At 64.0% G+C, this 25,293-nt stretch carries 17 protein-coding genes and 1 pseudogene; 4 read left to right on the top strand and 14 right to left on the bottom strand.

Features of this window, described 5'->3' with window-relative positions:
• Positions 1-4: 4 nt before the first annotated feature.
• From BM252_RS26955 to BM252_RS26935, 5 genes are all read right to left on the bottom strand, one after another.
• Positions 5-1,828, bottom strand: coding sequence for a methyl-accepting chemotaxis protein (locus tag BM252_RS26955; protein WP_245774472.1), 1,824 nt, complete (start codon positions 1,826-1,828; stop codon positions 5-7).
• 363 nt (positions 1,829-2,191) lie between these two features.
• Positions 2,192-2,803 carry an OmpW/AlkL family protein gene (locus BM252_RS26950; protein WP_093390755.1) on the bottom strand — a complete coding sequence of 204 codons (612 nt, stop codon included), beginning with the start codon at positions 2,801-2,803 and terminating at the stop codon, positions 2,192-2,194.
• Positions 2,804-2,937: 134 nt separating this feature from the next.
• Positions 2,938-3,990, bottom strand: a complete 1,053-nt coding sequence (locus BM252_RS26945; RefSeq protein WP_174900698.1) for an MORN repeat-containing protein — start codon at positions 3,988-3,990, stop codon at positions 2,938-2,940.
• Positions 3,991-4,079: 89 nt separating this feature from the next.
• A complete protein-coding gene (locus tag BM252_RS26940; RefSeq protein ID WP_093390753.1) occupies positions 4,080-6,281 on the bottom strand; it encodes a DUF3141 domain-containing protein in 2,202 nt (733 codons plus the stop codon).
• 204 nt (positions 6,282-6,485) lie between these two features.
• A complete protein-coding gene (locus tag BM252_RS26935; protein WP_093390752.1) occupies positions 6,486-6,875 on the bottom strand; it encodes a phasin family protein in 390 nt (129 codons plus the stop codon).
• Between the two features lie 267 nt (positions 6,876-7,142).
• On the opposite strand from BM252_RS26935, the gene BM252_RS26930 reads away from it, so the two are divergent.
• The gene (locus BM252_RS26930; protein ID WP_093390751.1) at positions 7,143-7,919 is read left to right on the top strand and encodes a M48 family metalloprotease; all 777 of its coding nucleotides are present in this window, start codon (positions 7,143-7,145) and stop codon (positions 7,917-7,919) included.
• A gap of 139 nt (positions 7,920-8,058) precedes the next feature.
• Here the strand turns inward: BM252_RS26930 and BM252_RS26925 are convergent, their stop codons facing one another.
• From BM252_RS26925 to BM252_RS26910, 4 genes are read right to left on the bottom strand one after another with little or no spacing between them, the layout of a single operon-like run.
• Positions 8,059-9,249: a DUF3322 domain-containing protein gene (locus tag BM252_RS26925; RefSeq protein ID WP_093390750.1), complete on the bottom strand. Its 1,191-nt coding sequence runs from the start codon at positions 9,247-9,249 to the stop codon at positions 8,059-8,061.
• On the bottom strand, positions 9,233-12,625 hold the full coding sequence (locus tag BM252_RS26920) for an ATP-binding protein (RefSeq protein ID WP_093390749.1): 3,393 nt from the start codon (positions 12,623-12,625) through the stop codon (positions 9,233-9,235). The genes BM252_RS26925 and BM252_RS26920 overlap by 17 nt, the downstream gene beginning before the upstream one ends.
• A complete protein-coding gene (locus tag BM252_RS26915; protein ID WP_093390748.1) occupies positions 12,622-13,350 on the bottom strand; it encodes a DUF4194 domain-containing protein in 729 nt (242 codons plus the stop codon). The genes BM252_RS26920 and BM252_RS26915 overlap by 4 nt, the downstream gene beginning before the upstream one ends.
• Entirely contained in the window at positions 13,337-14,797 is a 1,461-nt protein-coding gene (locus tag BM252_RS26910) for a DUF3375 domain-containing protein (protein WP_093390747.1), read from the bottom strand. The genes BM252_RS26915 and BM252_RS26910 overlap by 14 nt, the downstream gene beginning before the upstream one ends.
• 392 nt (positions 14,798-15,189) lie before the next feature.
• Here BM252_RS26910 and BM252_RS26900 point away from each other — a divergent pair, with 392 nt between their 5' ends.
• A complete protein-coding gene (locus tag BM252_RS26900) occupies positions 15,190-15,591 on the top strand; it encodes a type II toxin-antitoxin system MqsA family antitoxin (RefSeq protein WP_093390776.1) in 402 nt (133 codons plus the stop codon).
• 321 nt (positions 15,592-15,912) lie between these two features.
• Here BM252_RS26900 and BM252_RS26895 read toward each other — a convergent pair whose 3' ends face one another.
• The 3 genes from BM252_RS26895 to BM252_RS26885 all read right to left on the bottom strand — a co-directional run bounded on the left by BM252_RS26895 (position 15,913) and on the right by BM252_RS26885 (position 18,214).
• Entirely contained in the window at positions 15,913-16,290 is a 378-nt protein-coding gene (locus BM252_RS26895) for an addiction module antidote protein (protein WP_093390746.1), read from the bottom strand.
• Between the two features lie 50 nt (positions 16,291-16,340).
• Positions 16,341-16,640, bottom strand: coding sequence for a type II toxin-antitoxin system RelE/ParE family toxin (locus BM252_RS26890; RefSeq protein WP_093390745.1), 300 nt, complete (start codon positions 16,638-16,640; stop codon positions 16,341-16,343).
• Positions 16,641-16,990: 350 nt separating this feature from the next.
• Complete coding sequence (locus BM252_RS26885) at positions 16,991-18,214, bottom strand: DNA cytosine methyltransferase (protein WP_245774471.1); 1,224 nt, start codon at positions 18,212-18,214, stop codon at positions 16,991-16,993.
• Positions 18,215-18,616: 402 nt separating this feature from the next.
• Between BM252_RS26885 and BM252_RS26880 the strand changes: the two genes are divergently transcribed.
• Complete coding sequence (locus BM252_RS26880) at positions 18,617-19,039, top strand: very short patch repair endonuclease (RefSeq protein ID WP_093390744.1); 423 nt, start codon at positions 18,617-18,619, stop codon at positions 19,037-19,039.
• A 7-nt stretch (positions 19,040-19,046) separates the two neighbouring features.
• Here the strand turns inward: BM252_RS26880 and BM252_RS26875 are convergent, their stop codons facing one another.
• Together BM252_RS26875 and BM252_RS30580 are read right to left on the bottom strand one after the other, a co-directional pair.
• Positions 19,047-22,904 carry a DUF3427 domain-containing protein gene (locus tag BM252_RS26875; RefSeq protein ID WP_093390743.1) on the bottom strand — a complete coding sequence of 1,286 codons (3,858 nt, stop codon included), beginning with the start codon at positions 22,902-22,904 and terminating at the stop codon, positions 19,047-19,049.
• 440 nt (positions 22,905-23,344) lie between these two features.
• Positions 23,345-24,721, bottom strand: a complete 1,377-nt coding sequence (locus BM252_RS30580) for a hypothetical protein (RefSeq protein ID WP_139236771.1) — start codon at positions 24,719-24,721, stop codon at positions 23,345-23,347.
• A 208-nt stretch (positions 24,722-24,929) separates the two neighbouring features.
• On the opposite strand from BM252_RS30580, the pseudogene BM252_RS26870 reads away from it, so the two are divergent.
• A pseudogene (locus BM252_RS26870) lies at positions 24,930-25,293 on the top strand (IS3 family transposase); the annotation flags it as partial.

Genomic DNA, 25,293 nt, shown 5'->3' with positions numbered 1-25,293 from the left:
CCGCTTAGAACTCTTCCCACTCGCCGTCGCCGGCCGTCGCCGCCGGCGTGGTCAGGCGCTTGGCCGGCGCACCGGCCGCCTTGCCGCTGCCGCTGCCGCTGCTGCCGCTGCCGCTGCCGCTGCTGCCGCTGCCGCTGCTGCCGCTGCCGCTGCCGCTGCCGCTGCTGCCGCTGCCGCTGCTGCCGCTGCCGCTGCTTGCCCTGGCCTTGAACGCCAGCGGCTTGACCACCGCCGTGGCGCGCCGTGGCGCGGGACGCGCCGCCGGCGCCGCCACGGCCTCCGCCGCGCCGGTCTTGAAGAAGCCGACCACCTGGGCCAAGCCGGCGGCCTGCTCCTGCATGCTCTGCGAGGCCGCCGCCGCCTGTTCCACCAGCGCCGCGTTCTGCTGCGTCACCTCGTCCATCTGCGTGATGGCCATGTTGATCTGTTCGATCCCCATGGTCTGCTCCTGGCTGGCCGAGGTGATCTCGCCCATGATGTCGGTGACCCGCACGATGCTCTCGACGATGTCGCCCATGGTCTGGCCGGCCTCGCCGACCAGGCGCGAGCCGGTCTCCACGTTGGCCACCGAGGCAGCGATCAACTCCTTGATCTCCTTGGCCGCGCCGGCCGAGCGCTGCGCCAGGTTGCGCACCTCGGAGGCCACCACGGCGAAGCCGCGGCCCTGTTCGCCGGCGCGCGCCGCCTCGACGGCCGCGTTGAGCGCCAGAATATTCGTCTGGAAGGCGATGCCGTCGATCACCGCGATGATGTCGACGATGCGGCGCGACGATTCGTTGATGGTGCCCATCGTGTCGACCACCTGGGCGACGATGGCGCCGCCCTTGCTGGCCACCTCGGAGGCGCTGCGCGCCAGCGTGTTGGCCTGGCGCGCGTTGTCGGCGTTCTGCTTGACGGTGGAGGTCAGCTCCTCCATCGACGAGGCGGTCTCCTCCAGCGAACTGGCCTGCTGCTCGGTGCGCGAGGACAGGTCGAGGTTGCCGGCGGCGATCTCGTTGGAGGCGGTGGCGATGGTGTCGGTGCCGCTGCGCACCTGGCCGACCACCAGCAGCAGGCTGTCGTGCATCGCCTTCAGCGCGCTCATCAGGCGGCCCGTCTCGTCCGTGCTGTGCACCTCGATGTGGCCCGACAGGTCGCCGGCGGCGACCGTCTCGGCGACGCCGACCGCCTTGTTCAGCGGCACCGTGATCGAGCGGGTGATGTACCAGGCCACCGCCGCGCCGAAGGCCAGCGCCAGCAGGCCCAGCGCGATCAGCAGTGTCTGCGCGTTGGCCAGCACCGCCTCGACCTCCTCGCCGGCCTGGCCGGCCTGGCTGGTCTCGTAGACCAGGATGTCGTCGAGCGCCTTGAGCACGCCGTTCAGGCTGGGCGAGGCCACCGTGGTCAGGTAGACGATGGCGTCCTGGATCTCGCCGTCCTTGCGCAGCGCGATGACCTTGTTGTTTTTCGCCGCGCCCTCCTTGAGCAGGGCGTCGACGGCGGCCAGCAGGGCCTTCTCCTTGTCGTCGCGCAGGTGCTCGCTGAGGACGGTCTTGGCGGCGCCGTATTTCTTGCGCGCCTCGCCGATCTTGGCCAGCTCGGCATCGACCTGCTCCATGCTGGGCAGCACCACGATGTTGGTCAGCGACAGCGTGATGCTGCGCACGTTGTCGACCATGGTGTTGGCGGCCGCCATTTTGACGTTCTTGTCGCTGATGATGTCGTGCGTGCGGATGCCGATGCGGCCCATCGAATTCAGGCCCAACAGCACGACGGCGACCAGCAGGGCCAGCACCACGGCAAAGGCGACGCCGAGGCGGGCGCCGATTTTCATATTGGCGATTGACATGACAACTATCCTTTGAGGAGTAAGGGGATCTAAGACAAATATTGTTCCTCAGTTTGCCAAGTGAAAACACTTTAATTTGATACAGGGTAGTTTTCTATCGAAAATATCCTTGTATGAGAACAGGAATTGTCGTTGGGAAACAACGATCTAGCGCACCTTGTTGGCGTGGCAACGCGGTGCGGCGGCGCGCCACCCTTGCGTGCGCGTGGCGGTCGGCGCGCTGGCGCCGGACAGCCAAAAACGACAATGCGCGCTCGAACTGCAGCGCGCATTGCCAGGAGCCCGGTTCCCTTGATGCGGGGGGCGCGATGGCGAAAAGCCATCGAATAGGGGCCGAGGCCCCGTGCTTGTTACAAGCAACTATTAGAAGCGGTAGCCTACGCCAACGCCCACCAGCCATGGGTCGATCTGCACGTTGCTGATCTTGGTGCCGGCGGCGAAGACATCGCTACGGATCTGGATTTTCTTGACGTCGAAGTTGAGCGACCAGTTCTTGTCGATCTTGTAGTCGGCACCGGCTTGCAGCGCCAGACCTACGCTCTTGTGCTCCAGGCTGCCCGCGCCGCCCAGCAGCTCGACCTTGTGGATGTTGGTGTAGTTCACACCGACGCCCAGGTACGGCGAGAAGGTGGCTTCAGGCATGAAGTGGTACTGCGCCAGCAGGGTAGGCGGCAGGTGCTTGAAGGTGCCGATTTTCGCGCCGTCCAGCATCACGTCGTGCTTTTGCGGGTAGGTCAATACCAGCTCGGCCGAGATGTTCGGGGTGAAGAAATAGGAAATATCGATGTCCGGGATGGTCTTTTTGCTGACGCTGATACGGTCCGACGCGCCAACACCACCGACTGGGTCCGATTTGTCGGCCGGGCTCAGACGCTCAAGGCGTACACGCACCATCCATGGGCTTTGCTCGGCCAGAGCGTTGCCGGCGACCATACCGAGGGTTGCCAGGATCATTGCGGCTACAGGCTTCTTCATTGTTCTTCCTCTCTCTACATGTCATTAAGTAACGAAGCCAGTTTAATGACGCGGAGCAGCAAAAACTTTGATGTAAGTCAAAAGTGGCCAGATTCGTTTCAGCCAGCCAATTTTTGTCGAAAAAGCCGGCCCGCCTAGTTGGGCTTGCTACTCAGCTGGAAGTTGACCGGATAGCGCATGGCGCAGGGCTTGCCGGCGCAGACGGCGGGCTTGAACTTGCTCACCAGCAGGATCGACGCCGCCATCTGGCCCAGTGCCGGGGTGGGCGCCGTCTGCACTTCGGCGCTGTCGCACTTGCCGTCCGCGCCGACCAGCACGTTCAGGCGGTACTCTCCGTCCGTCGGCGACTTCCGTGGCAGTTCCAGGAAGGCCTTGACCAGCGCGCCGGTGCCGGCCAGCGGGTAGGGCGGTTCGTCGGCCTCCTGCAGGATGCGGTAGGGCTGCTTGACGGTCCATTGCTGCGCCGGCGTCAGCTGCGCGTAGGCCAGTTGCGGCGGCACGCTCAGTCCGGTGGCCGCCGCGCGCGGGATGTGCGTACCGGTTTTCTCCCGCTTGATCGTATACTGCGCCGGCTCGGCCGCCGGCACGGCCGCGCCGCGCAGATGGCCCTGCTCGAACTCGCCGTCCAGCTGTTCGCCGTTGGGATACAGGATGCGGCCCTTGCCCTCCATGCGGCCGTGCAGCCAGAAGCCCTGGTAGCTGCCGCCCAGCGCGAACTGCATGCTGCCCTGGCCGTGCGGCCCGTTGGCGCTCCAGTCGCCCTGGTAGCGGTCGCCGTTGTTGTAGGTGAATTCGACCTTGCCGGACGGCTGGCCGTGGCGGAAGGTCGCGCTCAGCTTGCCATTCTTGGGCGTGACATACACGCCGGGACCGTCCAGCCGGCCGTCGACGAAGTCGCCCTGCAAGCTGGAGTTGTCCGGATTGAGGCGGAAGCCGGGGCCGTTCGGCAGGCCGGCGCGCAGCACGCCCTCGTAGGCGCCGTGCGGCTGCTCCTTGAGGAACCAGCGCAGCACGCCCATGCCGTCGGCGTAGCCGTCCTTGCAGGCGCCCTCCCAGGTGACGCTGAGCCCGGGCTGCGGCTGTGGATCGGCGACGCGGCAGTCGCGCTCGGCGTTCAGGTATTGCGGCTCGGCGCCGTGGGCTTGCAGGGTCAACAACAATAAGGGCAGGGCGAACAAGGGACGCATGGCGGCTCCGTAACAATGGAATTGCCATCCTAGCATTATTTCACTACGGACACATTGCCTTTTCGACCTTGCCGCACCGAGGAAACGCTCTATTCCTTCTTCTCCGGCAGCTCGACCTCGAGGATCTGGCCGATGCGGCGCAGCCGCACCAGCTTCTCCTCCTTGATCGGGCCGCCCATCTCCAGCAGGCGGTGGGCCAGCGCCAGGGCCTCGCTGCGCTGGGCCGGCTCGGGCAGCAGCACGCGCAGTCCCTGCAGGGCGCGCGTCTCGTCCTGGCGCACCAGGTAGGTTTGCAGGTTGACCGCCTCCTTCAGTTGGGTCAGGGTGACGGTCTTGTCCAGGCCGCGCTCGCGCATCAGCGCGCGGATGCCGTCGAAGGGCCGCTTGTCGACCACGCCGACGCCGCTGGCCACGTAGATCAGCAGGCGCAGGAAACCGGACTCCTGGCTGCCCTGCTCGTAGCGGGCGTCGCGCGCCATCCGCTTGAGGTGGCGGCGCTCCTCCACGCCGTGGCTGTGCGCGCTCGGCCGGCCGGCCGGCGGCGCGCTCGGGTTGATGCCGACCATGGCCTTCAGCAGCGGCGACTCGTAGATGGCCTTGAACATCATCTCGCCGGCGGCGTCGCGCACGTCGCGGTAGTGGTCCAGCGCCTGGCCGATGTGCTTGCTGGCCTGCTGCTCGGCCAGCAGCAGCGGGTTGTCCGGCGCCACCTGTTGGCGCCGCGCCTTGACCATCTCGGCCAGCGGCGCCATCGCCTTCAGCAGCGGGTTGTTGTCGGAGAACAGGTGGCGCTCCAGCCGCGCCGGCGTCAGGTTGCGCGACAGCGTCGCCGTGCTCTCGTTGCTCATCGCCCGCACCAGCGGCGAGACGAAGGTGTCGTACATCGACTGGTTGACCTGGGCCACCCGCTTGACCACCTCGAAGGCGCTCTCGTCCTGGCGGCCGCCGTCCAGCGCCAGGATGTCGGCCACCTCGCGCGGCTCGAAGCGGATCACGTAGCGGCCGCTGGCGAACTCCAGGCCGGGCATGTCCGGGTAGGTGTCGGTGATGATGGCCTCGTACAGGCCGGGCGGCAGCACGTCGATCAGGTCGAGCGCGCAGGCCAGCTCGTTGTGTTCGCGGTTGGCCACGCCGGCCGAGACGAAGATGCCGAGGTGGCCGATGTGCTCGTGCAGGAAGTAGACGATGGTCTGCTCGTTGTCGCGGATCTGCTCGGCGTCGGCGTACAGGTCGGGGATCCAGTTGAGCGCCTGCTGCGGCGGCGTGATGTTGTCGCCCCAGGAGGCGAAGACGATGATCGGCGAGCGGATGTTGCGCAGGTCGATGCGGGTCCTGCCCTCGTCGTGGAAGATCTCGCCAGCGCTCAGGCGGTTGCCGACGAACAGGTTCTGGCTGATCCACTCCATCTCCTCCTTGTTGAGCAGGAAGTGGCCGCCCCACCAGCGCTCGAAGTCGAGGAAGCGCTGCCGTTCCGTGTCGACCTTCGAATACAGGCCGTAGGGCTTGTTCCAGTAGGTGTTGGCCGGGTCGAGCTGCTCGAAGTTGTCGACCAGGTGGGCGCCGTCGAACTTGCCGTTGCCCAGGTCGCCGGCCAGCGAGGCGGCCCAGGTGCCGCCCAGCAGGCCGCCGCTGTAGCGCATCGGATACTTGCCCTCGACGCCGGACCAGTAGGCGATCGGCGAGCCGGCCAGCAGGATCGGGCCGACCGACTCGGGCGCCAGCGCGGCCAGGATCATCAGCGCCCAGCCGCCCTGGCAGTTGCCGATGACGAAGGGCTTGCCGGCGTCGCCGGGGTGCAGCTCATTGACCTTGGCCAGGAAGATTTTTTCGGCCGAGGTGACGCATTCGATGGTCTGGCCCGCCACCGGGGTCGGGAAGAACATCACGAAGTAGCAGGGGTGGCCCTGTTTGAGGGCGATGCCGATCTCGCTGTCGATCTTCGAGCCGCCGATGCCGGGGCCGTGGCCGGCGCGCGGGTCGATCACCACGAAGGGGCGCTTGTGCGGATCGGTCGGCACGCAGTCGGCCGGCGGCTTGATGGCGGCCAGCGCGTAGTTGGCCGCCCGCTCGAGCTTGCGGCCGTCGACGATGATCTCGTAGTCGAACACCAGCACCGGCGGCTTGCCCGACTGCTCGTGCTCGGCGCAGATGTTGCCGCGCTCGCGCAGCACGTCCAGCGTCAGGATCGAGCGCTGCCAGGCGTCGACCCAGTATTCCATCGCAGCGGCGGCGAAGGGTGGGACGAAGGGCTGGGCAAAGGGCGAACTGGTCGGTGTGGTGGGGGTGGACATGCGCTACTCCGTGAGGTTGAGTGTTGTCGGCGGCGGACGTCGATCCCCGCGCCGGCCTGGCGGCCGGCGTCGGAGTGTCGTCACCACGTCAAGGCGCAGGCGGCTAAAAAACCACCCAACGGCGGTGAACTAGGGTCAGACCCTAGGGTCTGACCCTAGAATTTCGCCTGTGGGTTTTCTTAACTTAGCTGCCGACCGGCCGGCCTACTTCTTGGCCGTGGCCGTGGCCTTGGCCTGGACGTCCTGCATGGCCGCCTGTTGCTGCTGGGCGGCGCCCTGCGTGGCGCGGCTCAGCTCGCCTTGCAGGGCGACCGTGATCTCGGCCGCCTGGCGGCCGTAGCTGAGCATGCGCTCGATCTGCGGGCCGACCTGCGAGGCGGCCACCGTCAGCCACTCCTGCGGCGAGTTGGCCGACAGCCGCTGGCGCGCGGCGGCCGGATACTCGTCGAGCGCGGCGCGCGCCAGGCTCATGTTCAAGGCGGTCAGCCTGGCGATGCCTTCCAGGCCGGTCTGGGCCAGGTTGGTGACGAATTCATATTGGGCTTCTACCTGGGCTTTGCCGGCGGTAGGGAACTGTTCGATACCTGAGAACATAAAATGCCTCCGAGTGGATCTGTCACAGTGAGCGGGCTGGTGTATAGCGTGGGGCAATGGCCCGGGGAAAATCCATTGTGACAGGTCTGTTTGTCGGCATCAAGACATTCCGAATCGGGCCGTGGCCTTGCTTGGCACGGGGGTAACGCATGTGTTCCAGCGGCATGGTGGTGTGGCGGCCGGCGCCGCATCGCCGCCGTCCAAGCCATGTCCGCCGGGACGGCTTTGGATTACCATGGAAGCTGTCCCCTCCGTCGGAGAATCCCCATGTGGCAGCCGATGCGCGCCTGGTGCCTGCTTGCGCTGATGGCCGGCGCGCCCGCCGCCGCCCAGGTCGGCGCCGGCGTCCAGGCCGACGCCGTCAGCCAGCAGTTGGTGGTGGCCCGCGCCGCCGAACTGTACGCCGAGCGCCTCGCCGTCCTGCGCGAGGGGCACGCGCTGGACGTCCACGGCGCCGTGCTCGAGCGCGTGCGGCGCGTCGCCGGCGGCCTGATCGCCCAGGCCCGGCGCGACTACCCGGACAGCGCCGCCTGGGCCTGGGAGCTGCACGTGACGACGGACGAGGGGCAGACGGCCGACGGCATGGCCGGCGGCAAGATGCTGGTCGGCGAGGCCTATCTGGAGCGGCTCGACATCACCGACGCCGAACTGGCCATGCTGCTGGCGCACGAGATCGCCCATGCGGTGCTGCGCCATAACCTGCTGGAATACCAGCTGGCGCTGCGCCTCGATCCCGGCTGGGCGCCACGCCCCTTCCTGGCGCTGGAGGACGCGGTGGAGAACGACCGCGCGCTGATCGCCAGGCTGGCGCCGCAGGGCCTGGCGCAGGAGGCCGAGGCCGACCGCGAGGGCCTGCTGCTGGCCTGGCGCGCCGGCTGGCCGGCGGCCCGCCTGGCCAACTACTTCAAGAAGCTGGCGCGCGCCAGCGGCCAGCCGTATTTCGACTCCGCCACCCACCCCTCGCCGGCCAGCCGCTGGGCCGCGGCGCGCGCGCTGGCGGCGGGGCTGGGGGCGCCGGCTGGGCCGCCGGCCGGTCAAAAATAAGGTTCTTCACTGGGCTGAGGGATGCCGGCCTTACCCCGCAAGCGAAGGGGTCTGACCCCGTACGGGGTCAGACCCCGGCTTCTATGTCCCGGGTTGGGGGGCTTGGCGGATGAGGGGGATGCCGGCCTAAGCCTTGCGTCTATCCGACTGCGCGTAACAGCACCGACCAGGCGAAGTCCCAGTCGATGCGCTCCTGCTCCAGGCGCAGGTTGGGACGCCACTGCTGCTGCTTCAGGCCGCGATACACCAGGCCTTCCTCCGCCGTGAGCGCGGCCAGCTCGGCCGCGCCGTGCTGCACCTTCTCGTCGCTCCACAGCGGCGCGCAGCGCAGCAGCGTGGCCTGGTCCATCAACAGCGAGCGCAGGCCCGGCAGGTGGCCGCGGGCGCGCTGCAGGATGGCGTAGCCGTGGGTGTCGATGTCGCCCCAGTAGAGGCAGCGCGCCGGCGCGATCCAGGGCAGCTGGGCCAGCAGGTCGACGCCGTAGCCGAGCGCCATGAAGGCCACCGTGCCGGGCAGGTCGGCCAGCGCCAGGCCGGTTTGCAGATTCTCGACGATCAGCACCACCGACGCCGGCAGGTCCAGCCGCGCCAGCTCCTCCACCGGCGCGGTGACGTCGCCCAGGCCGCCCAGGCGGGCGCGCAGCTGCGCGTCCAGCACGCGCATGCGCAGCTGGACCGGCGGCCGCCGCAGGCCGCTCAGCGCGTAGAAGCCGGCGTCCTGGTCCGGCCCGTCCGGCCCGTCCGGTGCCTGCGGGCTTGTGCGCAGCGCCGCCAGCAGGTCGACCAGCACGCCCCGCCGTTGCTCCATCCATTTGGAATCGATGCCGGCCAGCGGCAGCTGGCGCGGATACAGGCCGGAATTGGGATGGGCCAGCAGCCAGGCCAGCAGGTCGAGCAGGCGCTGAAAGTCGGCGTCGGCGTAGTCGGCCAATACACCGAACAGGCGCGGCAGACGCCCGGCCAGCGCCGGCCAGCGCGCCGTCATCAGTTGGAAGCGGGCGGCGGCGCGCTGCCAGCGCTCGTGCTCGCCACTCCACATGGCGGCCTGCGCCGGTTCGTGCAGGATCAGCGACTCGGGCAGGCGCTGCGTGCCGAGCACCTTCCAACGCCGCTCGGTCCAGCGCAGCTCGCCCGGACCGCGCCAGGCGCGCCAGGCCTCGGCCCAGGCGCGCACCGCCTCCACCTGGCGCAGCGCGGCCTGCTCGGTGGGCAGGCCGAGCGCGATCGGCAGCGGCCAATGCTGCTCCGGCGTGGTGGCGGCCAGCCAGTCGCGGTGCTGGTTGGCGAAGCGCTTGGCCAGCAGCTGGGCGACGTCAGCCGGCAGCTTCAAGGGCGGCCTCCTGGCGGGCGTACTCGGGCAGGCGCAGACGCTGGCGCTCGCCGTCGTATTCGATCATCAGCACGCCGGACACCTTGCGGTCGCGGATGTCGACAAAGCAGGCGCCGCCGATGAAGGGCTCCAGCGTCATCACCGACTTGAGCGGCGTGGCGACGATCATCTGGAAGCCGAAGTTGGCGAAGATGTTCATGGCCAGCGCGGTGAACTCGTTGTCGGCCTTGTCGAAGGCCTCGTCGAGCACCACCGGCGCGTACATCGGCAGGCCGTGGTCGCTGCCGCCCAGCTGGTAGCGCAGCGCGGCGGCCAGGCAGGTGGTGGCCAGTTTCTGCCGCTGGCCGCCGGACTTGCCGGCGCCGCTCTGGTAGACCTCGACCTCGTTGCCGTCGGCGTCGATCTCCTTGCCGGTGAACTCGACGTGCAGGCGCACGTCCAGCACCGCCTCGCGCCAGCGGCGCTGCTCCGGTTCCTGGCTGCCGAGCCGGTTGACCAGGCCGCGCAGGGCGACGAAGCGTGCCTCGGCCGCCTCGCGTTCCTCGCCCCAGGCGTTGCTCAGCGCCTTTTGGATGTCCTGCTTGAACTCGCGCACCTCGGGCAGCTGGCGGTCGCTCGGCAGAATGTGCAGCGTGGTGCTCTGGCCGGCGTTCTGGTTGAACGGCACCTGGCGCAGGCTGGCGTTGACCAGCTCCATGCGCTCCAGGATGGCCTTGCGCGCGTCGTTCAGATAGGTCGACAGCGCCGCCAGGTTCTGGTTGCTCTGGTTTTGCAGCAGCTCGAAGAAGCGCTGCTCGTGCGCCGGCAGGCCGTCCGTCTCCAAGCGCGCCAGCTTGGCGAAGAAGTCCGGCGCGGAGGCCAGCGCCGCGTCCAGCCCGTCCGAGTCGGCCTTCCACTCCTTGATGAAGGCGCTGAAGCGGGCCTCGACGAATTTTTCGCACTGGGCGATGTCCTGGTTCAGGCGCTCGATGTCGGCGCCCAGCGCCCTGCTGACGGCGCGGTCGGCGCCGTCGAGGGTGCGCAGCGTGACGCCGTCGGGCAGGGCGGCGTAGCGTTCGTCGAGCCCCTGCTGCTGGTGCGGCGTGGGCGCGACGATGCTGGCGTCCTGCCGCAGCGCCGTCAACTGGACGCGGTGCTCGTCGATCTTGCGCTGGCAGGTGCGGTGCTCGACGTCGGTCTCGTTCAAGCCGTGCGCGGCTTGGCGCACCAGCTCCTCCTGCTCGCGCAGGCGGGCGTCGATCTGGCGCAGCTCGGCGTTGCCCTCGCGGGCCGCCTTGAGCTGGTGGTCGATGGCGGCGATGCGCTGCACCATCGGCTGCACGTCGATCTCCTGCCATTGCAGGTTGACCAGCGCCTGGCATTGCAGCGCCCGCGCGCCGCTCTCCGCCATATGCCGGCGCAGCTGCGCCAGCTCGGCGTCGTAGCCGGCCACGCGGGCCAGCAGCTCGCGCTGCTGCTGCTCGTACAGGGCCAGCTTCTCGCGGTTGTCGAAGCCCAGCACCCAGTTTTGCCGCGCGTCGATGGCGCTGCGGTCGTCCTTCTCGTGGCGCGTGCGGCTGTGCTTGATCTGGCCCTCGCGCGTGAGCGCGCGCTCGCTGGCGGCGCGGAAGGCGGTGATCGATTCGACGCAGTCGTAGTCGAAGCGCTGGCGCAGCTCGGCGCGCAGCCAGTCGGCGTGGGCGCCGTCCTTGACCTTCAGCTTGAGCACCAGCGAGTTGGCGCGCAGCGGCCGCGCGGCGGCCGCCTCGGCGCGGCCGGTACGGAAGTACACCAGCCGGCGGCCCAGGTTGACGCCGTTGATGTGGTTGGCCAGCGCGCCGTAGTGCTCCTCGTCGACCAGGATGGACAGGGCGAAGCCGTGCAGCACGCGCTCGGCGGCGCCGCGCCACGGCGCCTCATCGGCCTTGACCTCGAGCAGCTCGCCGACGAAGGGCAGGGCCGCCTCGGCCACGCCGATGGCGCCGGCGATGTCGCGCCGCAGCGCGATCATCTGCGCCGGGATGTTGGACGGCTGGCGCCGCAGCGAGGCGATCTCCTGCGCCACCGCCTCGCGCTCGGCCACCGCCTCGGCGCGGGCCTGGCCGAGCAGCAGCAGCGGCTCCTCGGCCAGGCCGCCGGCGCTCCAGCGGGCCAGTTCCTCGCGGGCCTGGCCGATCAACTCGGCGAAGCCCTGCGGCGTGGCCGGCAGCGTCCAGCCCAGCGCGGTGCAGGCGGCCAGCGCCTGGCCGCGCCGGCGCAGGCGTTCGCCGCGCTGCTCCTCCAGGCCCTTCTTCTCGTTCTCCCAATGCTCGATCTGGCCGCCGCCGGCCTCGCGGCGCTGGTGCTCCAGGTCGCGTAGCGCGGCGCCGCGGTTGTCCAGGGTGTCCTGCTGGCGGCGCATCTGGCCGGCGTGGCCGTCCAGCTCGACGGCGAGGGCGGCCAGGGCCGTCTCCAGCAGCGCCATGCGGCGCCGCTCGCGGTAGCTGTGCATGCCGGCGCGCAGCTCCTCGTGGCCGTTGCGCTGCAGCTGGATGGACTGCATCTGCTGGTGGCGCTCGCGCGCCGGCACCAGCATCTGCACCTGCTGGCGCGCCGTCACCACCGCCTGGTGCGCCGCGTTGAGCTCGCCGAACTCGCTGACCAGGCGGTCGGCCACGGCGAAGGTCTCCGGCTTGTCGAGCATGAAGTCGCGCAGGAAGGCGTTCAGGTCGCCCAGGTTCTTGGCCGACTGGGTCTTGTGCAGCAGGCGCAGCGCCATCTCGCTGTCGATGCCGAGCAGGCGGCAGAAGCGCTCGCAGTAGGGCCGGAACTCGTCGCGCGCGTGGGCCTCGGGGAAGGTCTGCTTGAGCTTGCGCACGTCGAAATTGCTGTCGCCGAATTCGCTCAGCTCGCGCAGGTCGAAGGCGCGTTCGAAGATCAGGAAGTAGCGCTTGACGTCGGTGTTGCCGTTGGCGCTGCCGCGCAGCCAGAACAGCTGCACCAGCGTCACCTGCTGGCCCAGCGCGTTCTGGTAGTTGAGCGCCAGCGCCGACCAGGTGGTGCCGCTGCGCAGATAGCGCGTGGTGTACTCGCCGGAGTTGGCGTCGCTCTGCGCCGCCCAGGCGCCGCGCACGTAGCTGATCAGGTTGCGGTCGCGGCCGGCGCGGTCGGCCTCGCGCGCGGCGGCGTTGAAGTCGACCCAGCGCGGCGGCACCAGCAGCGCCGAAAAGGCGTCCAGCAGCGTCGACTTGCCGGCGCCGGAGCGGCCGACGATGAGGAAGCCGCGCTCGCTGATCGGCACCTCGTGCAATTCGCCGAAGGTGCCCCAGTTGTACACCTGCAGCCGCGCCATGCGGAACTGCTCGCGCGAGAAGGGCGCGGCCGGCGCTGGCGCCGATGTCGCTGCGGCCGGCGTCATTGCTCGTCCTCCTCGTCGGGCGTGGGCTGCTTGCCCAGTGCGGCCGGGTCGCCCGCCGCCATGCGCTGGTACAGCCCGGTGAGCGTTTGGATTTCCTCGGCCGAGAACAGCAGCTTGAGGGTGGGCGAGATCTCGAAGCGGTCGTCGCTGGCGCGGATCTTTTGCAGGATGTTGTGCTTCTTGATCTTCTCCACCGAGGCGTTGACCCGCTTGGTGAAGCCGGCCCGGTCGGTGCTGGCGGCACGCTCGTACAGCGTGAGGTTGTCGACGATCTCGCTCAGGTCGACCACGGCGCGCTCGCCCTGCGCGTCGGCCTGGGTCAGGCGCTGGCGCAGGTAGAGCAGCAGGATCGAGTCGATGAAGGTCAGCTGGGCGCGGCGCAGCAGCAGCGGCACCTCCAGGTCGCCGGTGTCGGCCTGGCGGGTGAAGGCGACCTGCATGTCGCGGTCGATCACCAGCTCGAGGAACAGCTCGGCCAGGCGGCGCCGCACCGTCACCTCGTCGCGCAACAGGATGGGCCACAGCTTGGCGTGGCGGCGGCCGTCCAGCGCGGGGCCAGACAGCAGCTGCACCAGCGCGCGGCGCGTGTCGAGCGGCAGCTCGCCGCTGTCGCCGTTGAACAGCGCCGTGGCCGGCGGCGCGCCCTCGCCGGCTTCGCTGGCGACGGTGGATACCTCGGGGACGGCCGGGGTGTCGGTCTCGTGTTGTGGTTCAGACCAGTTCATCGGCGCGTTCCTTGACAAAGTAGATGGTGGGGATGCGGGCGCTGCGGCGCTGCTCGTCGCCGCCGGTCCAGCTGACGGTCTCCTGCGCCGCCGCCGCCACGCCGTGGCGGCTGGCCAGGGCCAGCAGGCCGAGCACGCTGCCCAGGCCCTGCGCCGCCGGGTGGGCCAGCAGCACGTCGCCCACCGAGGCCTGCGAGCGCAGCGCCAGCACGGCGCGCACGTCCGCCTTCAGGCTGCGGAAGTCGATCTCCGACTGCGCCACCAGCTCGCCGACCGACTCCAGGTCGATCGGCGCCGCCTCGCCGTCGCGCATTTTGCCCGGCAGCGCCTGCAGCGTGGGGTCGTGCAGCAGCCACTGCGACAGCGAGGCCAGCTTGCTGCTGGTGAGCGTGAGCGTGAAGGCCAGCGTGTCGGTGGTCTTGACCTCGTCCTTGAGCGCCAGCGCCGCCAGCTGCGCCTGGCGCAGCAGCTGGTTCAGCCGGCGCTGCTCCTGGAACTCGCGGCTCTGCACGAAGTTCTTCAGGCTGCGCGCGAAGGACTGCAGCACGTCGTGCACCATGCCGCCCTGTTCCAGCAGGGTGCGCGTCAGCCGCAGCAAAAAGCGCCGCTCCTGCGACTCCAGGCCGGCGACGAAGTCGCGCGACATCAACTGGTCCAGCGCCTGCTCCAGCGTGGCCGACTGCTCCGGGTCCGTCAGCAGGCGCCAGAAGGCGGCGAAGGTGCGCCCGGCGTCGCTCTCGGTGATCAGGTCGATGCCGGCGAACAGCGAGTCGAGCACCTGGCCGCGGTTGCCGTCGTTCTCCATGATGCGCTCGCGCAGCTCGCGGTTGAGCTGCTCGAACTGGTCGCGCACGCGGCGGAAGTCGCCGGCCAGGTCGTCGGCCAGCTTGATCACCTCGCGCGTGCGCTCCAGCGCCGCCGCCTCCGGCAGGATTTGCAGCACGCCCTGCTCGATGGCGGCGATGTCGCGCTCGATGCGCTCCTGCTCGGCGCGCAGGCGGGCGACGCGGCGCGCCTTGTCGCTGTCGGTGTCGTCGGACAGGCGGGCCAGCGCGTCGATCACCAGGCCCAGGCGGCTCTCCGTGGCCGAGGCGTGCGGCTTGACCAGGCCGGAGATGAAGCGGATCGCCTCGATGGTGGCGCTCGACAGCTCGTACTCCTCCTCGGCCGCGCCGGCCGGGAAGCGGCGCTCCAGATAGCCCTCGGCCAGCCAGCCGGCGACGTAGGTCTGCGCCGTCGGCCCCCAGTCCTCGCCCAGGTTGCGCAGGCGCTCCAGCTCGCGCTCGATGCGCTCGTGCAGGATCGACGCCGGCAGGCTGCGCTCGTGGTCGTACAGATGGGTTTGCAGCAGGCCCAGCACGGTCGGCCCGTTGCCCGAGGCGAGCAGGCGCCACAAGGGCTGCCCGCGCATGCGGCGGTAGACGGCGAGGGCTTTGTCGGCTTTCATGCCGCCATTCTAAGGCAGATTGTGTGGCGGGGCGGGCAAGCTTGCCGGGTTGGCAGCTAGGTATTGAAATATTCTCCCGTCCAGGGATTGAGGAGGCGAACACCTGTTGGTGTGAAATCGGCGACATTTCTCGTTGCGACGGTCATGCCATGTACGATCGCCGTGGCCGCAATCAGCGCGTCACGAACGGGACGGGATGCTCCCCTAAGTCAGCTGCCACGCTAATTAAGGCAGCTTAACTAGGCATTGGCCTTAATTAAATTTTTCAGTTTAATTTTAGTAGCGGGGCGGCGGGTAGGCAAGAAGGCTATAGTGTGCGCATGCCCGCGCGGATAACCGCGAAGGTGACGGTCGTCGATGGCATGCCGATTGTCCTTCAAGGAGCGATGAACATGAAATGTCCTGTCTGCGGCGCGGCCGAACTGATCCACGACACCCGCGACATTCCCTACACCTACAAGGGTGACAGCACCGTCATCGCCGCCGTGGCGGGCGAATTTTGCCCGGCCTGCGCCGAGTCCATCTTGGATGCGGCGGAATCGAACCGCATCATGTGTGAAATGCAGGCCTTCTCCAAGCAGGTGAATGCGGCCATTGTCGATCCCGGCTTTATCACCGACGTGCGCAAGAAGCTCGGTCTTGACCAGCGTGAAGCCGCCGAAATATTCGGCGGTGGGATCAACGCGTTCTCGCGCTACGAAAACGGCAAGACCAAGCCGCCGCTGGCCTTGGTCAAGTTGTTCAAGCTGCTGGATCGTCACCCCAATCTGCTCGACGAGGTCAGAGCCTCCTGACCTTCTTGAACCGACGTAATGATGGAAACCGAAATAACGAGCAGCGCTATTTTATTTTGCCGGCGAAGTTAAAATAAGGAGCGATTTCATTTTGCTTTATGCCTATGGAACGCAGTCGAGGCCGGCCTCGACACCTTCAGCGACCGCAAGAAACTCAAGGCCTGGCTGAAGGACTACCGCATCGTCGCCAACGACCCGGGCTACGGCGAACCGTGGTTTTAACGGCGCTGGCTTGCGCCGCGACAGCATGCCGATAAGATGCAACGCCGCTCGCGCGCCACTGGGCGGCGACCAAGCATGTCATCCCACGCATCCTGGCATTTAAGAAGTTGTGCCATTGCCGAGGGATCGATCGCTACTCTCAGCACAAATTGGCTGAACAACCAGTCTGAGCCCGATCGCGTGCAACACTTTTAAGATGGTGTCAAACCTGGGTTGACTCTGTGGCCGTAGTGCTTTGTACAGCGATTCGCGAGCTATGCCGGCCTTGCTTGCAACCTCTGTCATGCCCTTCGCCTTGCAAGCAACCAGTATCGCTTCCGCAAACATGGTCGCGTCAGAGTCGGCAAGGAACTCGTTGATGAACGCCACCAGAGCTTCCTCGGTGCGCAAGTAATCGGCCGCCTCGTATTTGGGAAGAGCTTTTATTCTCTCGATGTCAAATTGATCATTTGCAACTGGGTTTTCTGCCGTTTCCATACTGTCCTCCTGGACTTTCCAAGCTGTGATGCGGCAAGCCAGCCATTTGGCTACGTTTTCCGGTATGTTCTTGCCCGTTCCTTGGCCGCATCAATGTCTTTTTGCTGCCCGTTCTTTGTTCCCCCGCCGAGCAAGACAACGATCTGCTTGCCGATCTTCAGGTAGTAGACGCGCCACCCTGGGCCATAATCAATTTTCAGTTCATGTACGCCTTGACCAACTGGCTCGGACTTCCCCGGATTTCCCAGCCCTAACCTGAAGATACTTGCCGTAATCTTGGCTTTCGTTTTCTCATCCGTGAGACCGTTGAAGAACTCGTCGAATTTTGGGTCTTTGACTATTTCATACATAGTTCACCCTCCTGCAGAACCAGGCAACTATGCCTGATAAGTGTAGCCTATCGATTACACCGCATCAAGAAAATGATAACAAGTGATTACAGGCAGTTCGCGTTAGCTTCAGGGAAACTCTCTCTACCTGCGAAACACAGCAAGACTTCAGCAGCTCGCCCCGGAAATGCTCGTGCCGGTTCGAAGATTGATACCCAAGAAGCACTTGCCATGCTGTTCTCCTTGGTTGATTGCGTCTACCAAAGGCATTGTTGCGTGGCGCTGCCAACACGGAATTGGGTGGAATCAAGCCAAGTGAAGTAAACGGAGAACTGTTGTATGTTGGTGCCCGCGCCGCGCGCCGCCCGAGCCTAGTCGCGCAGCAGCCGGCAGACCTGCTCGGCCATCACCGCCGCCAGCCGCACCGGCACCGCGTTGCCCAGCTGGCGCATGGTCTCCGACCAGGTGCCGTCGAAGATGAAGTCGTCCGGGAAGGTCTGGATGCGGGCCGATTCGCGCACCGTGAAATAGCGCACCGAACCGTCCGGCCGGCGCAGCATGTTCTCGCCGCCCGGCACGCCGTGGTCGCCCGCCTTGAGCGCCTTGGCCGGCTCGTCCAGCGGACTGCCGGTGTGGCCCACATAGCTGCGCGCGCCCGGCTGGAAGCGGTGCGCCTGCGGCAGCTCCTTGGTCGGCTGGCGCTCCGGGTCGGGCAGGTCGGCGATGGCGTCGCGCACCGTCAGCCAGGGCAGCACGTCCGCGTTCGGGTTCGCGGCCAGGATGGCGCGGATCTTTTTGTCCATGCCCTCCGGCCGGGCCGGCCGGTTCCTGGCCGCCACCCGGTGCCGCGCCCAATACTCGCCGGTGTGCCACTGCGACAGCAGCAGCGCGTCGTGGCTGTGCGTCTCGCGCGGAAACTCCCAGTCGATCTTGTCCTCCGCGCGGAAGCCGACGAAGAACACCCGCATGCGCTTTTGCGGCACGCCGTAGTTGGCCGCGTTCACCAGGCGGTGGTAGACGTGGTACTCGCTGGCCTTGCCGCCTGCCTTGTGCTTTTGCAAGCGCCGCAGATGGTCCGGCCACTGCTCCCTGGGCTTGGCCGCCAGCGAGGGAAACTCCAGCTGCAGCAGGATGTAGCTGAAGTAGTCGGCGAAGGCCGCGCGTGTGAGCCCCTGCACGTTCTCGAAGACGAAGGCGCGCGGCTTGGCCTCGCGCACCGCGCGTATCGCCTGCGGGAACATGTCGCGCTCGTCGAGGAAGCCGCCGTGCTTGCCGCCCATGGAGAAGGGCTGGCAGGGCGGCCCGCCGGTGATCAGGTCAATGCCCTGGTGGCCCGCGTAGACGAAGTTCTTGACGTCGCCCTCGGTCACGTCCGGCCAGTGGCTGATCGGCGCCACGTTGTTGCGCTTGTTGTTGCGGATGGTGTTGCAGGCGTGGCTGTTCCACTCCACCACCGCCCGGTGCCGCACGTCGTTGCCGGAAAACCCGAGCGCCAGCCCGCCGGCGCCGGCGAACAGCTCGATGGACTCCAGGGCGCGGGGAAGGACCGCTGGGCGCTTGTCCGTCAGGGCGGAGGTGAGGGGCGGGTTGTACATGGTTTTCTGATAGGGCAGGAACGAATCGATGTTGGAGGGGACGCGATCTAGCCGGTGGGTCTTTGCAAAGGCAAGTGGAGCGACAGCGCCGCGCGGAACGGGCTGCGCGGGGTAAGCATTACGTCAACTTTTCGCTCGCCTGGGCGATTGAAATTTGTGCAGCAGTATAAAGCACCGGCGCCGCCGCGATCAAACCAAAAGATGAGGCGGCCTGCGTCGCCGGCGGCATCGGGCCGTTCGTCGGGTGCGCTGCTGAGTTAATTTTACTGTGTTTTTATACAGTCTTCAACAACATAGCTTTGTGTTCGCGCAAACGGACCTTGAAGATTGCGCAAACAGCGCGATCATGGAGTGGTGTAGACGGCCGAAAAAGGAACAGCCGGCAGGCGGGTGGGGTGGTTCATGGTGGATAGCATCGATCAGGCGGCGCGCAGCGCCTTGATGAGCAGGATACGCGGCAAGAACACCCGCCCCGAGCTCATCGTGCGGAAGCTGGTGTACGCCGCCGGCTACCGCTATCGGCTGCACGTGCGCAAGCTGCCGGGCTCGCCCGACCTGGTGTTCGCGGGGAGGAAGAAGGTGATTTTTGTGCATGGCTGCTTCTGGCACCTGCACGACAACTGCAAGGGCGGGCGCATACCCAAAACACGGGTGGAGTTCTGGCGCGAGAAGCTGCACGGCAACAAGCAGCGCGACGAGCGCACGGCCGAGACCCTACGCCTGGCCGGCTGGGATGTGCTGGTGGTGTGGGAGTGCGAACTGAGCGATTTGGACGTGCTGGAACACATCGTCCGGGCTTTTCTAGGCTCAGTTCGCCTTCACTAGCGGTAGGCTACGTGTCCAGCTCGAAGACAACGCTCATTGGGCTGCTACCTGTGTGACTCAAGTAGCGTACCGGCCCTTGATAGACGAACGGCGCGCCCTTGCCATTTTCGAGCTTGGTTTCGCGCACGAACAAGTGAATCGCGACACCATTCTGGACATGATGAATGATGTCCATGCCCTTTTTACTGCTCGGCGACGTCGAGTTTTGGCTTTGCCAGTGGAAAGTCTTGTCATCTATCCAATGGTCCAGATAACGGTGATCGACGGCCTTGCCCTGCTTGTTTATGGTAACCAGCAGCACAACCGCTTGTTTGCTTGCCAGCGCCACATGTCCGACATTCCAGCTGCCGACGTTGAATTGCTCGCCAAAGAGGGCGGGGATATCCTCGCGCGGGAAGGTGCGACCCACCGCCAGTTCTAGCGGAGGAATGACGGCCTTGAGCCGCGCCCTGGTACGCATTTCTTCGGTGGCCGGCATGTCCTCGAAATCGGGATTGCTTGCGCGAAGTACATAGCCGCCGTCCGGTGCCTTCAAGACCGTGCGTAGCAGATACTGGAAGCCTTCTCCCGTTTCATCCTGACGCTCGATGGCGATCACCGTGCCCGTGATCGAGCCGGCGCTGCTCGGCGTTATGTGCTCCAACAGCAGATAGTCACCGTCCTGAATAGGATGCTTGCCACCATCCATCGAATTACCGGACGCGCGGGCGATGAAGTGCCGCTGCGCATCCAAGTGCCCATACGCTGCGCCGAGCGTCCTATATTCTTCCGCATCGGCCGAGCCGGTTTTGAAATGACCGCAGGCGATTTTGAGGTTGGGGAAAAACGGCAGCTCGACGCCACCGGTCTTTGTGTTGCGATTGAAAGGTATAACGTTGTCAGGCAGTTCCGTATTGATGCGGCGGACTTCGTACGCCGCCAGTCGATAGTCGATCAGGTCTTGGACCATCAATTCAAATTTCTTCTGGTGCGCCGGCAACAAGCCGAACACCGCCCGGAACTGCCCATCCTTCACGGCGAAATGCGAGTTCTGTTTGGACGCACGGTTGCCGCCAACCCAAGCTTCAACAGGGTTTTTGGCCCAGTACCGCTGCCATGCCGCGCCTGCACCATCCGGCAAGTCGCGCTGCTCGCTCGGGAGATCGATAAGTAAAGCGCGGCGCCGCTGCAGCACGCGCCAGGAGCGCTCGGCAAGATCCGCTGTCGTAGGGGGCGTGGACCATCCGTTCAGCTCCTGGAAGGCCTCCAGCAGCACCATCTTGAAGCTCTTCGTCATTGACGTGGTTTCCACCTCGCGCAAGAAGGCCCGATGCGCGGCGAGGATTTCTTGCTCGTCAACGTCCAGATCCTCCATCGCATCGACCAGTGCGAACCACGAGCCATAGTCGTTCCGCATCAACTGCATGCTGGCGCCGGAGCGATAGAATTCCGCCAGCGCTGGCCGTCTACCCAGGCTATTGCGCAAGGCTTCGTATTCGTTCTTGATGCCGTCGCTGTCGAGGGACTTGAGGAACTCGATCAATTGCAAGTCGTAGTTCACAAAGCAGCCGTCGGGCAGGTTGAGCTGATTCGCCTGAGCCTTGCGCGCGAAATTCGCCAGATGCTTGTAGCTCGACTCGACTCCGAACAGGGCCTGCGGCTTGTGCAGGAAGCTTTTGTGGTTGCCGATGAAATCGAGGATAACCAGCTTCTCCTTGCCATCGCTTTTGCGCAGGCCCCGGCCCAGCTGCTGAAGGAAAAGAATCTTGGATTCGGTTGGACGCAGCATCATCACCGTGTCGATGGCCGGCAAGTCCACGCCCTCGTTGAACAGGTCGACCGAGAAGATCACGGCAAGACGGCCATCTCGCAAGCGCTCCAGCGCGTCGGCGCGGCTCATTGTCGAGCCTGCGTAGACGGCGGCGCAGGCGATGCCCGCTTTGGCAAATTGCGCGGACATGAACTCGGCGTGCGCGATCGATACGCAGAAGGCCAAGGTCCGTTCCTGCTTGCGGCGCTGCCATTCCGACAGCGCGTGTCTGGCGCGCGCCAGTGTCGCCAGCTTGTTGGACAACTGGTCTGGATCGAAGCGGCCGTTACGCCATGGGATTTCGGTGTAGTCCACCGAGCCGTCGAAAATGCCGTAGTAGTGGAAGGGCACCAATAATTTTGAATTGATGCCGTCGAACAGACCGCAAGTGAAGACGAGATTGTCATCGCACAGCGACAAAATATCGGACTGGTCGGATCGATCCGGGGTCGCCGTTAGCCCCAGCAGGAAGCGCGGTGAGAAGTAGGCTAGCAGGCGGCGATATGTGGGCGCTGCGGCATGGTGGAACTCATCGACGACGATGTAATCGAAGTGGCTTGGCGAGAAGCGCTCCAGATGAACGTCTTGGCTCAGCGTCTGCACTGACGCACACAGGATGTCCACTTCGACGTCGCGAGTTTGTCCGGCGTAGAAGCCGACACGCGCGCTCGGGCGAATTCTGAGGAAGGTCTCCGCAGCCTGGTTCAATATCTCTTCGCGATGGGCAACGAACAGCACGCGCTTCGCGCCGAGCTGTTCGGCATCGAACGCCGCGAGCCAAGTTTTTCCGAGGCCGGTCGCGAGGACCACCAGCCCACGGCCAAAGCCTTCGGCGCGCGTTTCCGCCAGCGCGAATAAGGCGTTGTTTTGAATCAGCGTCGGCTGTGGTGGGGGATCTTGCTCCAAACTTCCCGGCGCGACTGCGCGCGGCATTGGAACGCGGCGCGCTTCATATTGGTCGATCCATGCGTTCGATAAAGGAATGCAACGGGGATTGACGAACAGCTCTTCGAATCTGGAACGGGCTTCGAGAAAGCCATTGTCGCCCGGATAGTCGACGCGGTAGTTCCACTCCAGTCCATTTTTCAGCGCCTGCCTGCTGATGTTGCTGGAGCCGATGAAGGCTGTGCCTTTGAGACCATTTTCGCCATCGATCCGCGCGAACAGATAGGCCTTCAAATGGAAGCTGCTGCCGGCCGACTCGTAGACTTTGACTTGAGCACCTTGTTCTTGTAGCAGCATCAGCAGTCGCAAGGCTTCGGGGTCTGTGACATCAAGATAATCGCTAGTCAGCACGCGGACGCGCGCCGGCGCGCGTTTCAATTCCTCGTTCTTCTTGATCGCGCTGTGCAGATCTGGCAGCAGGAGGCGCAGGCCTGTCGTCTTGACGAATGCCACGGCTAGATCGATCTCGGACGCCTGATTAATCGCCGCGCTGAGGTGCGGTAGAAATGGATCGTCCCCACCAGTGATCAGGTGGTCTCTGGGAGTGCTCTCCCGGAACACAATCGCGTTTATCCATTGCTCGGAGCGGCCGGGACGCCGATCTGCCGTTATCCAGTATTCAACCTTGTGCACGTCGGGTAGGTCGGCAAACCATTCGCTGAGTTGTGCTTCATCCGCGTCGGTGAAGTGGCGGCCATCTTGAACGCGCTCGCCAGCGCCGAGTTTGAAGCTGACGTAGAACGCGCCACCCGGTTTGAGTGCCGCCCACAGACTGCGCAGTGCCGTTGAAAGGCTATTTCGATTGAGGTGAAGCAAGCTCGCACAAGCCCATATGCCGTCGTAGCAGGACTGCTCTTGGACATCGAGGAAGCTGCGTACGGAAATATCGATGCCAGCATGTTTTTCTGCCAACTGCGCCAATTCTTCCGATGCATCGAAAGCAGAGACGCGAAAGCCTCGGCTTAGAAATGCCTTGGCGTCCCGCCCCGAACCACACCCTGCGTCGAGCACTACTCCACCCGGATTGATCGATGATAAGAAACGATCGTGCAAAGCCGACATATCTACTTGAACGGTATTTGCAAAGAAACTGTCTGCGTGTTGATTGTAATAGGCGAGGGTTGATGTCATGATTTGGGTATTGTTCGGCTTTCCGTTAATTAATTACAAATTGCACAATTCAACTCAAGCATATTACCCCAGAAAATAATGCGCAATGAGGTTATTTTCCCCAGCATCGGCTTCAGAACTCGGGATAAAAAAATGGAACCAACAAGGTAACTTTCTATCCTATCTGAAAAGCTCATATTTTGTCGAGTGACATCATTCCTGAAAAACCGGGCCTTGATTTGCAAACGCACTTCTCAAGTTCTTCGTCCCGAACACGTTCAGTATCTGACACGGAACGTGAAAAACGTGATTTGTGCCATTAAAACTGAAAACCTTCGGAAGGACCATCTCGCGTGATGAAGAGGACTCATGGGCCAAGGGGGCGCTGACTGTACCTCCCCCCGTGAAGATGGCACGTGTTTTCGCAGGCCACGAGCCACTAGCTCCGCAAATTTGTACGATTATTTACCTGTACATGCAGCTTTCGCAAACTCCTCTTCGAGTTTCTTGACCAATGCCGGTAGTTTAGTATTCACGTCCTCGCGCTTTATATCTCGGCGGTGAATAGCCTCTCTAGAAAAATACTTTTCCATTATTGTTGCTTCAGCATTTGGCGAACCAGAGAGAATTGCAATCCAGTCTTTAGCCGCGAACGGGATCGGACTTCTGCTTCCTTTTTGGTAGGCACACGATTTGAGTGGGTATAAATCGATAATTTCGATAAATTTCTTGTCACATGTTAGGAGTGCTGGAAAGAAATAGCGAGGTTGGATCGGAGTCGTGTCAGGACGTGGAGTCTCATGGGTGGCGGCCTCTTCAATGTATCGAATGTGCCAAAAATCCCAAGCCATATTTTTCAACTGTGCGATGAGGTCGGGTAGCCCATCTGACGGGCGCTTGTGAATCTTTCCAAAAAAGGTCAAATTTTGTCCTTTGGAAAAATATTCTGCGGCAACCACAATTTCACGAGCAAATACCGTGTGCAGTTGCGAATCCATGAATTCCACAAGTTCATGGAGTTTCGCATCTGAAGATCGCCCCGGGCTGCCCAATTGAATTGTTGACATTTTGAGCAGCAAACAATAAAGCAAGGTATGCTGACGAAGGACCGCCGACATCAATTTTGGCTCGGACGCGTCCTGGATCATCTTGCGGACAAATTTTTCTACGTTCGAATTTCGCTCACTTTGCGAAATTTTTGAGCGGACTTCTTGAGTTTCCCTGAAATGTTTTGCGTCAATTGTTCGAAGAACTTCGTAGGCCGCTAGTCGATCAGTAATATGGGGAACATTTTTTTCTACAAGTATGTTGGGTAAATTTTCGGTGAGGTAGGGAATGGGATCGACGGAAACTTCATCTTGGGAGATGAACGAGAAGATTTCGTGAAAGTCCTTTGGTAAATTTGCAGTCTTGCCGTTGAGATAAGGAAGTAAATAACTTAACGCTTGCGTATCGAGTGCTATGGAGTGGTCAATCGGGAACGTGGCCTCGCGCTTAGAAAGCATGTCGTCGTGGATACCTTGATCTAAAACGACAGCCCGTTCGGTTGAAAACAAGCCGCGCACGACTGAACCATCAGAGAAGTTACGATTCACGGCAAAGCCTGGTGCTGATCCCTTTTCGGAGGCAAAAAGAAATTTCCAATCTGGGACGAGGCTCCCAAATTTTTCGTAAGCCAAAAGCGATTCGCCTGTAGAGGTTGCATTGCCGATTAGCGCCACGACGGTGCGTTCGACTTCTGGGAAGATTTTTTGCTGTTTTGCCATCGCAATCATGCTTGGATTTGCTTTGACGACGGCTGCTAAAATTTCAATTCCGTTCACTAACTCAGTGTTCACTACAATCTCCTTTGTCAAATTGTTTATCTTGCAGTATGGAAATTAGTATATCTCAAAGACCAACGCCATCAAGCTTTTGATTTGTGATAGGAATGAGTTGTACGGCGTCCTTTGCGTTGGTTTAGACGGCGGGCGACGTTCGTCGGTATAGTGGATCCCGAATTTGAGACGATGGTTTAAGCTGTGGTCCGTGAAAGGATGACAGCAAATGAGTGAAGGTAAAAAACGGCGAGTGCACACGGCGGAGTTCAAGGGCAAGGTGGGCCTTGAGGCGGTGCGCGGAGTGAAGACGGTGACGGAGATCGCGCAGGAGTACGGCGTGCATCCAGTCCTGGTTGGCCAATGGAAGAAGGAAATCCTGGACAACGCGGCGGCCTTGTTTGATGCCAAGCGTGGTCCCAAGCCAGTCGATGAAAGCAGCCCGGAAGACAAGCTGTATGGCGAGATTGGGCGGCTGAAGATGCAGGTCGATTGGCTCAAAAAAAAGCTAGGGGAATGACTCAGGCCGAGCGCTCGCAATGGATTGAGCGCTGCGACGAGGTGCCGTTGGCGGTGCAGTGCGAGCTGGCGGG

Origin of the sequence: Rugamonas rubra, from assembly GCF_900114705.1 — a bacterium.
GTDB classification, from domain to species: Bacteria; Pseudomonadota; Gammaproteobacteria; order Burkholderiales; family Burkholderiaceae_D; genus Rugamonas; species Rugamonas rubra.
The sequence above is the reverse complement of the archived record's forward strand: the minus strand, read 5'-3'. Positions and strand labels throughout refer to the sequence as shown.

Coding starts and splice junctions, on each gene's coding strand:
- BM252_RS26955 (WP_245774472.1), bottom strand. CDS start 1,828: ATGTCAATCGCCAATATGAAAATCGGCGCCCGCCTCGGCGTCGCCTTT.
- BM252_RS26950 (WP_093390755.1), bottom strand. CDS start 2,803: ATGAAGAAGCCTGTAGCCGCAATGATCCTGGCAACCCTCGGTATGGTC.
- BM252_RS26945 (WP_174900698.1), bottom strand. CDS start 3,990: ATGCGTCCCTTGTTCGCCCTGCCCTTATTGTTGTTGACCCTGCAAGCC.
- BM252_RS26940 (WP_093390753.1), bottom strand. CDS start 6,281: ATGTCCACCCCCACCACACCGACCAGTTCGCCCTTTGCCCAGCCCTTC.
- BM252_RS26935 (WP_093390752.1), bottom strand. CDS start 6,875: ATGTTCTCAGGTATCGAACAGTTCCCTACCGCCGGCAAAGCCCAGGTA.
- BM252_RS26930 (WP_093390751.1), top strand. CDS start 7,143: ATGTGGCAGCCGATGCGCGCCTGGTGCCTGCTTGCGCTGATGGCCGGC.
- BM252_RS26920 (WP_093390749.1), bottom strand. CDS start 12,625: ATGACGCCGGCCGCAGCGACATCGGCGCCAGCGCCGGCCGCGCCCTTC.
- BM252_RS26915 (WP_093390748.1), bottom strand. CDS start 13,350: ATGAACTGGTCTGAACCACAACACGAGACCGACACCCCGGCCGTCCCC.
- BM252_RS26910 (WP_093390747.1), bottom strand. CDS start 14,797: ATGAAAGCCGACAAAGCCCTCGCCGTCTACCGCCGCATGCGCGGGCAG.
- BM252_RS26900 (WP_093390776.1), top strand. CDS start 15,190: ATGAAATGTCCTGTCTGCGGCGCGGCCGAACTGATCCACGACACCCGC.
- BM252_RS26895 (WP_093390746.1), bottom strand. CDS start 16,290: ATGGAAACGGCAGAAAACCCAGTTGCAAATGATCAATTTGACATCGAG.
- BM252_RS26890 (WP_093390745.1), bottom strand. CDS start 16,640: ATGTATGAAATAGTCAAAGACCCAAAATTCGACGAGTTCTTCAACGGT.
- BM252_RS26885 (WP_245774471.1), bottom strand. CDS start 18,214: ATGTACAACCCGCCCCTCACCTCCGCCCTGACGGACAAGCGCCCAGCG.
- BM252_RS26880 (WP_093390744.1), top strand. CDS start 18,617: ATGGTGGATAGCATCGATCAGGCGGCGCGCAGCGCCTTGATGAGCAGG.
- BM252_RS26875 (WP_093390743.1), bottom strand. CDS start 22,904: ATGACATCAACCCTCGCCTATTACAATCAACACGCAGACAGTTTCTTT.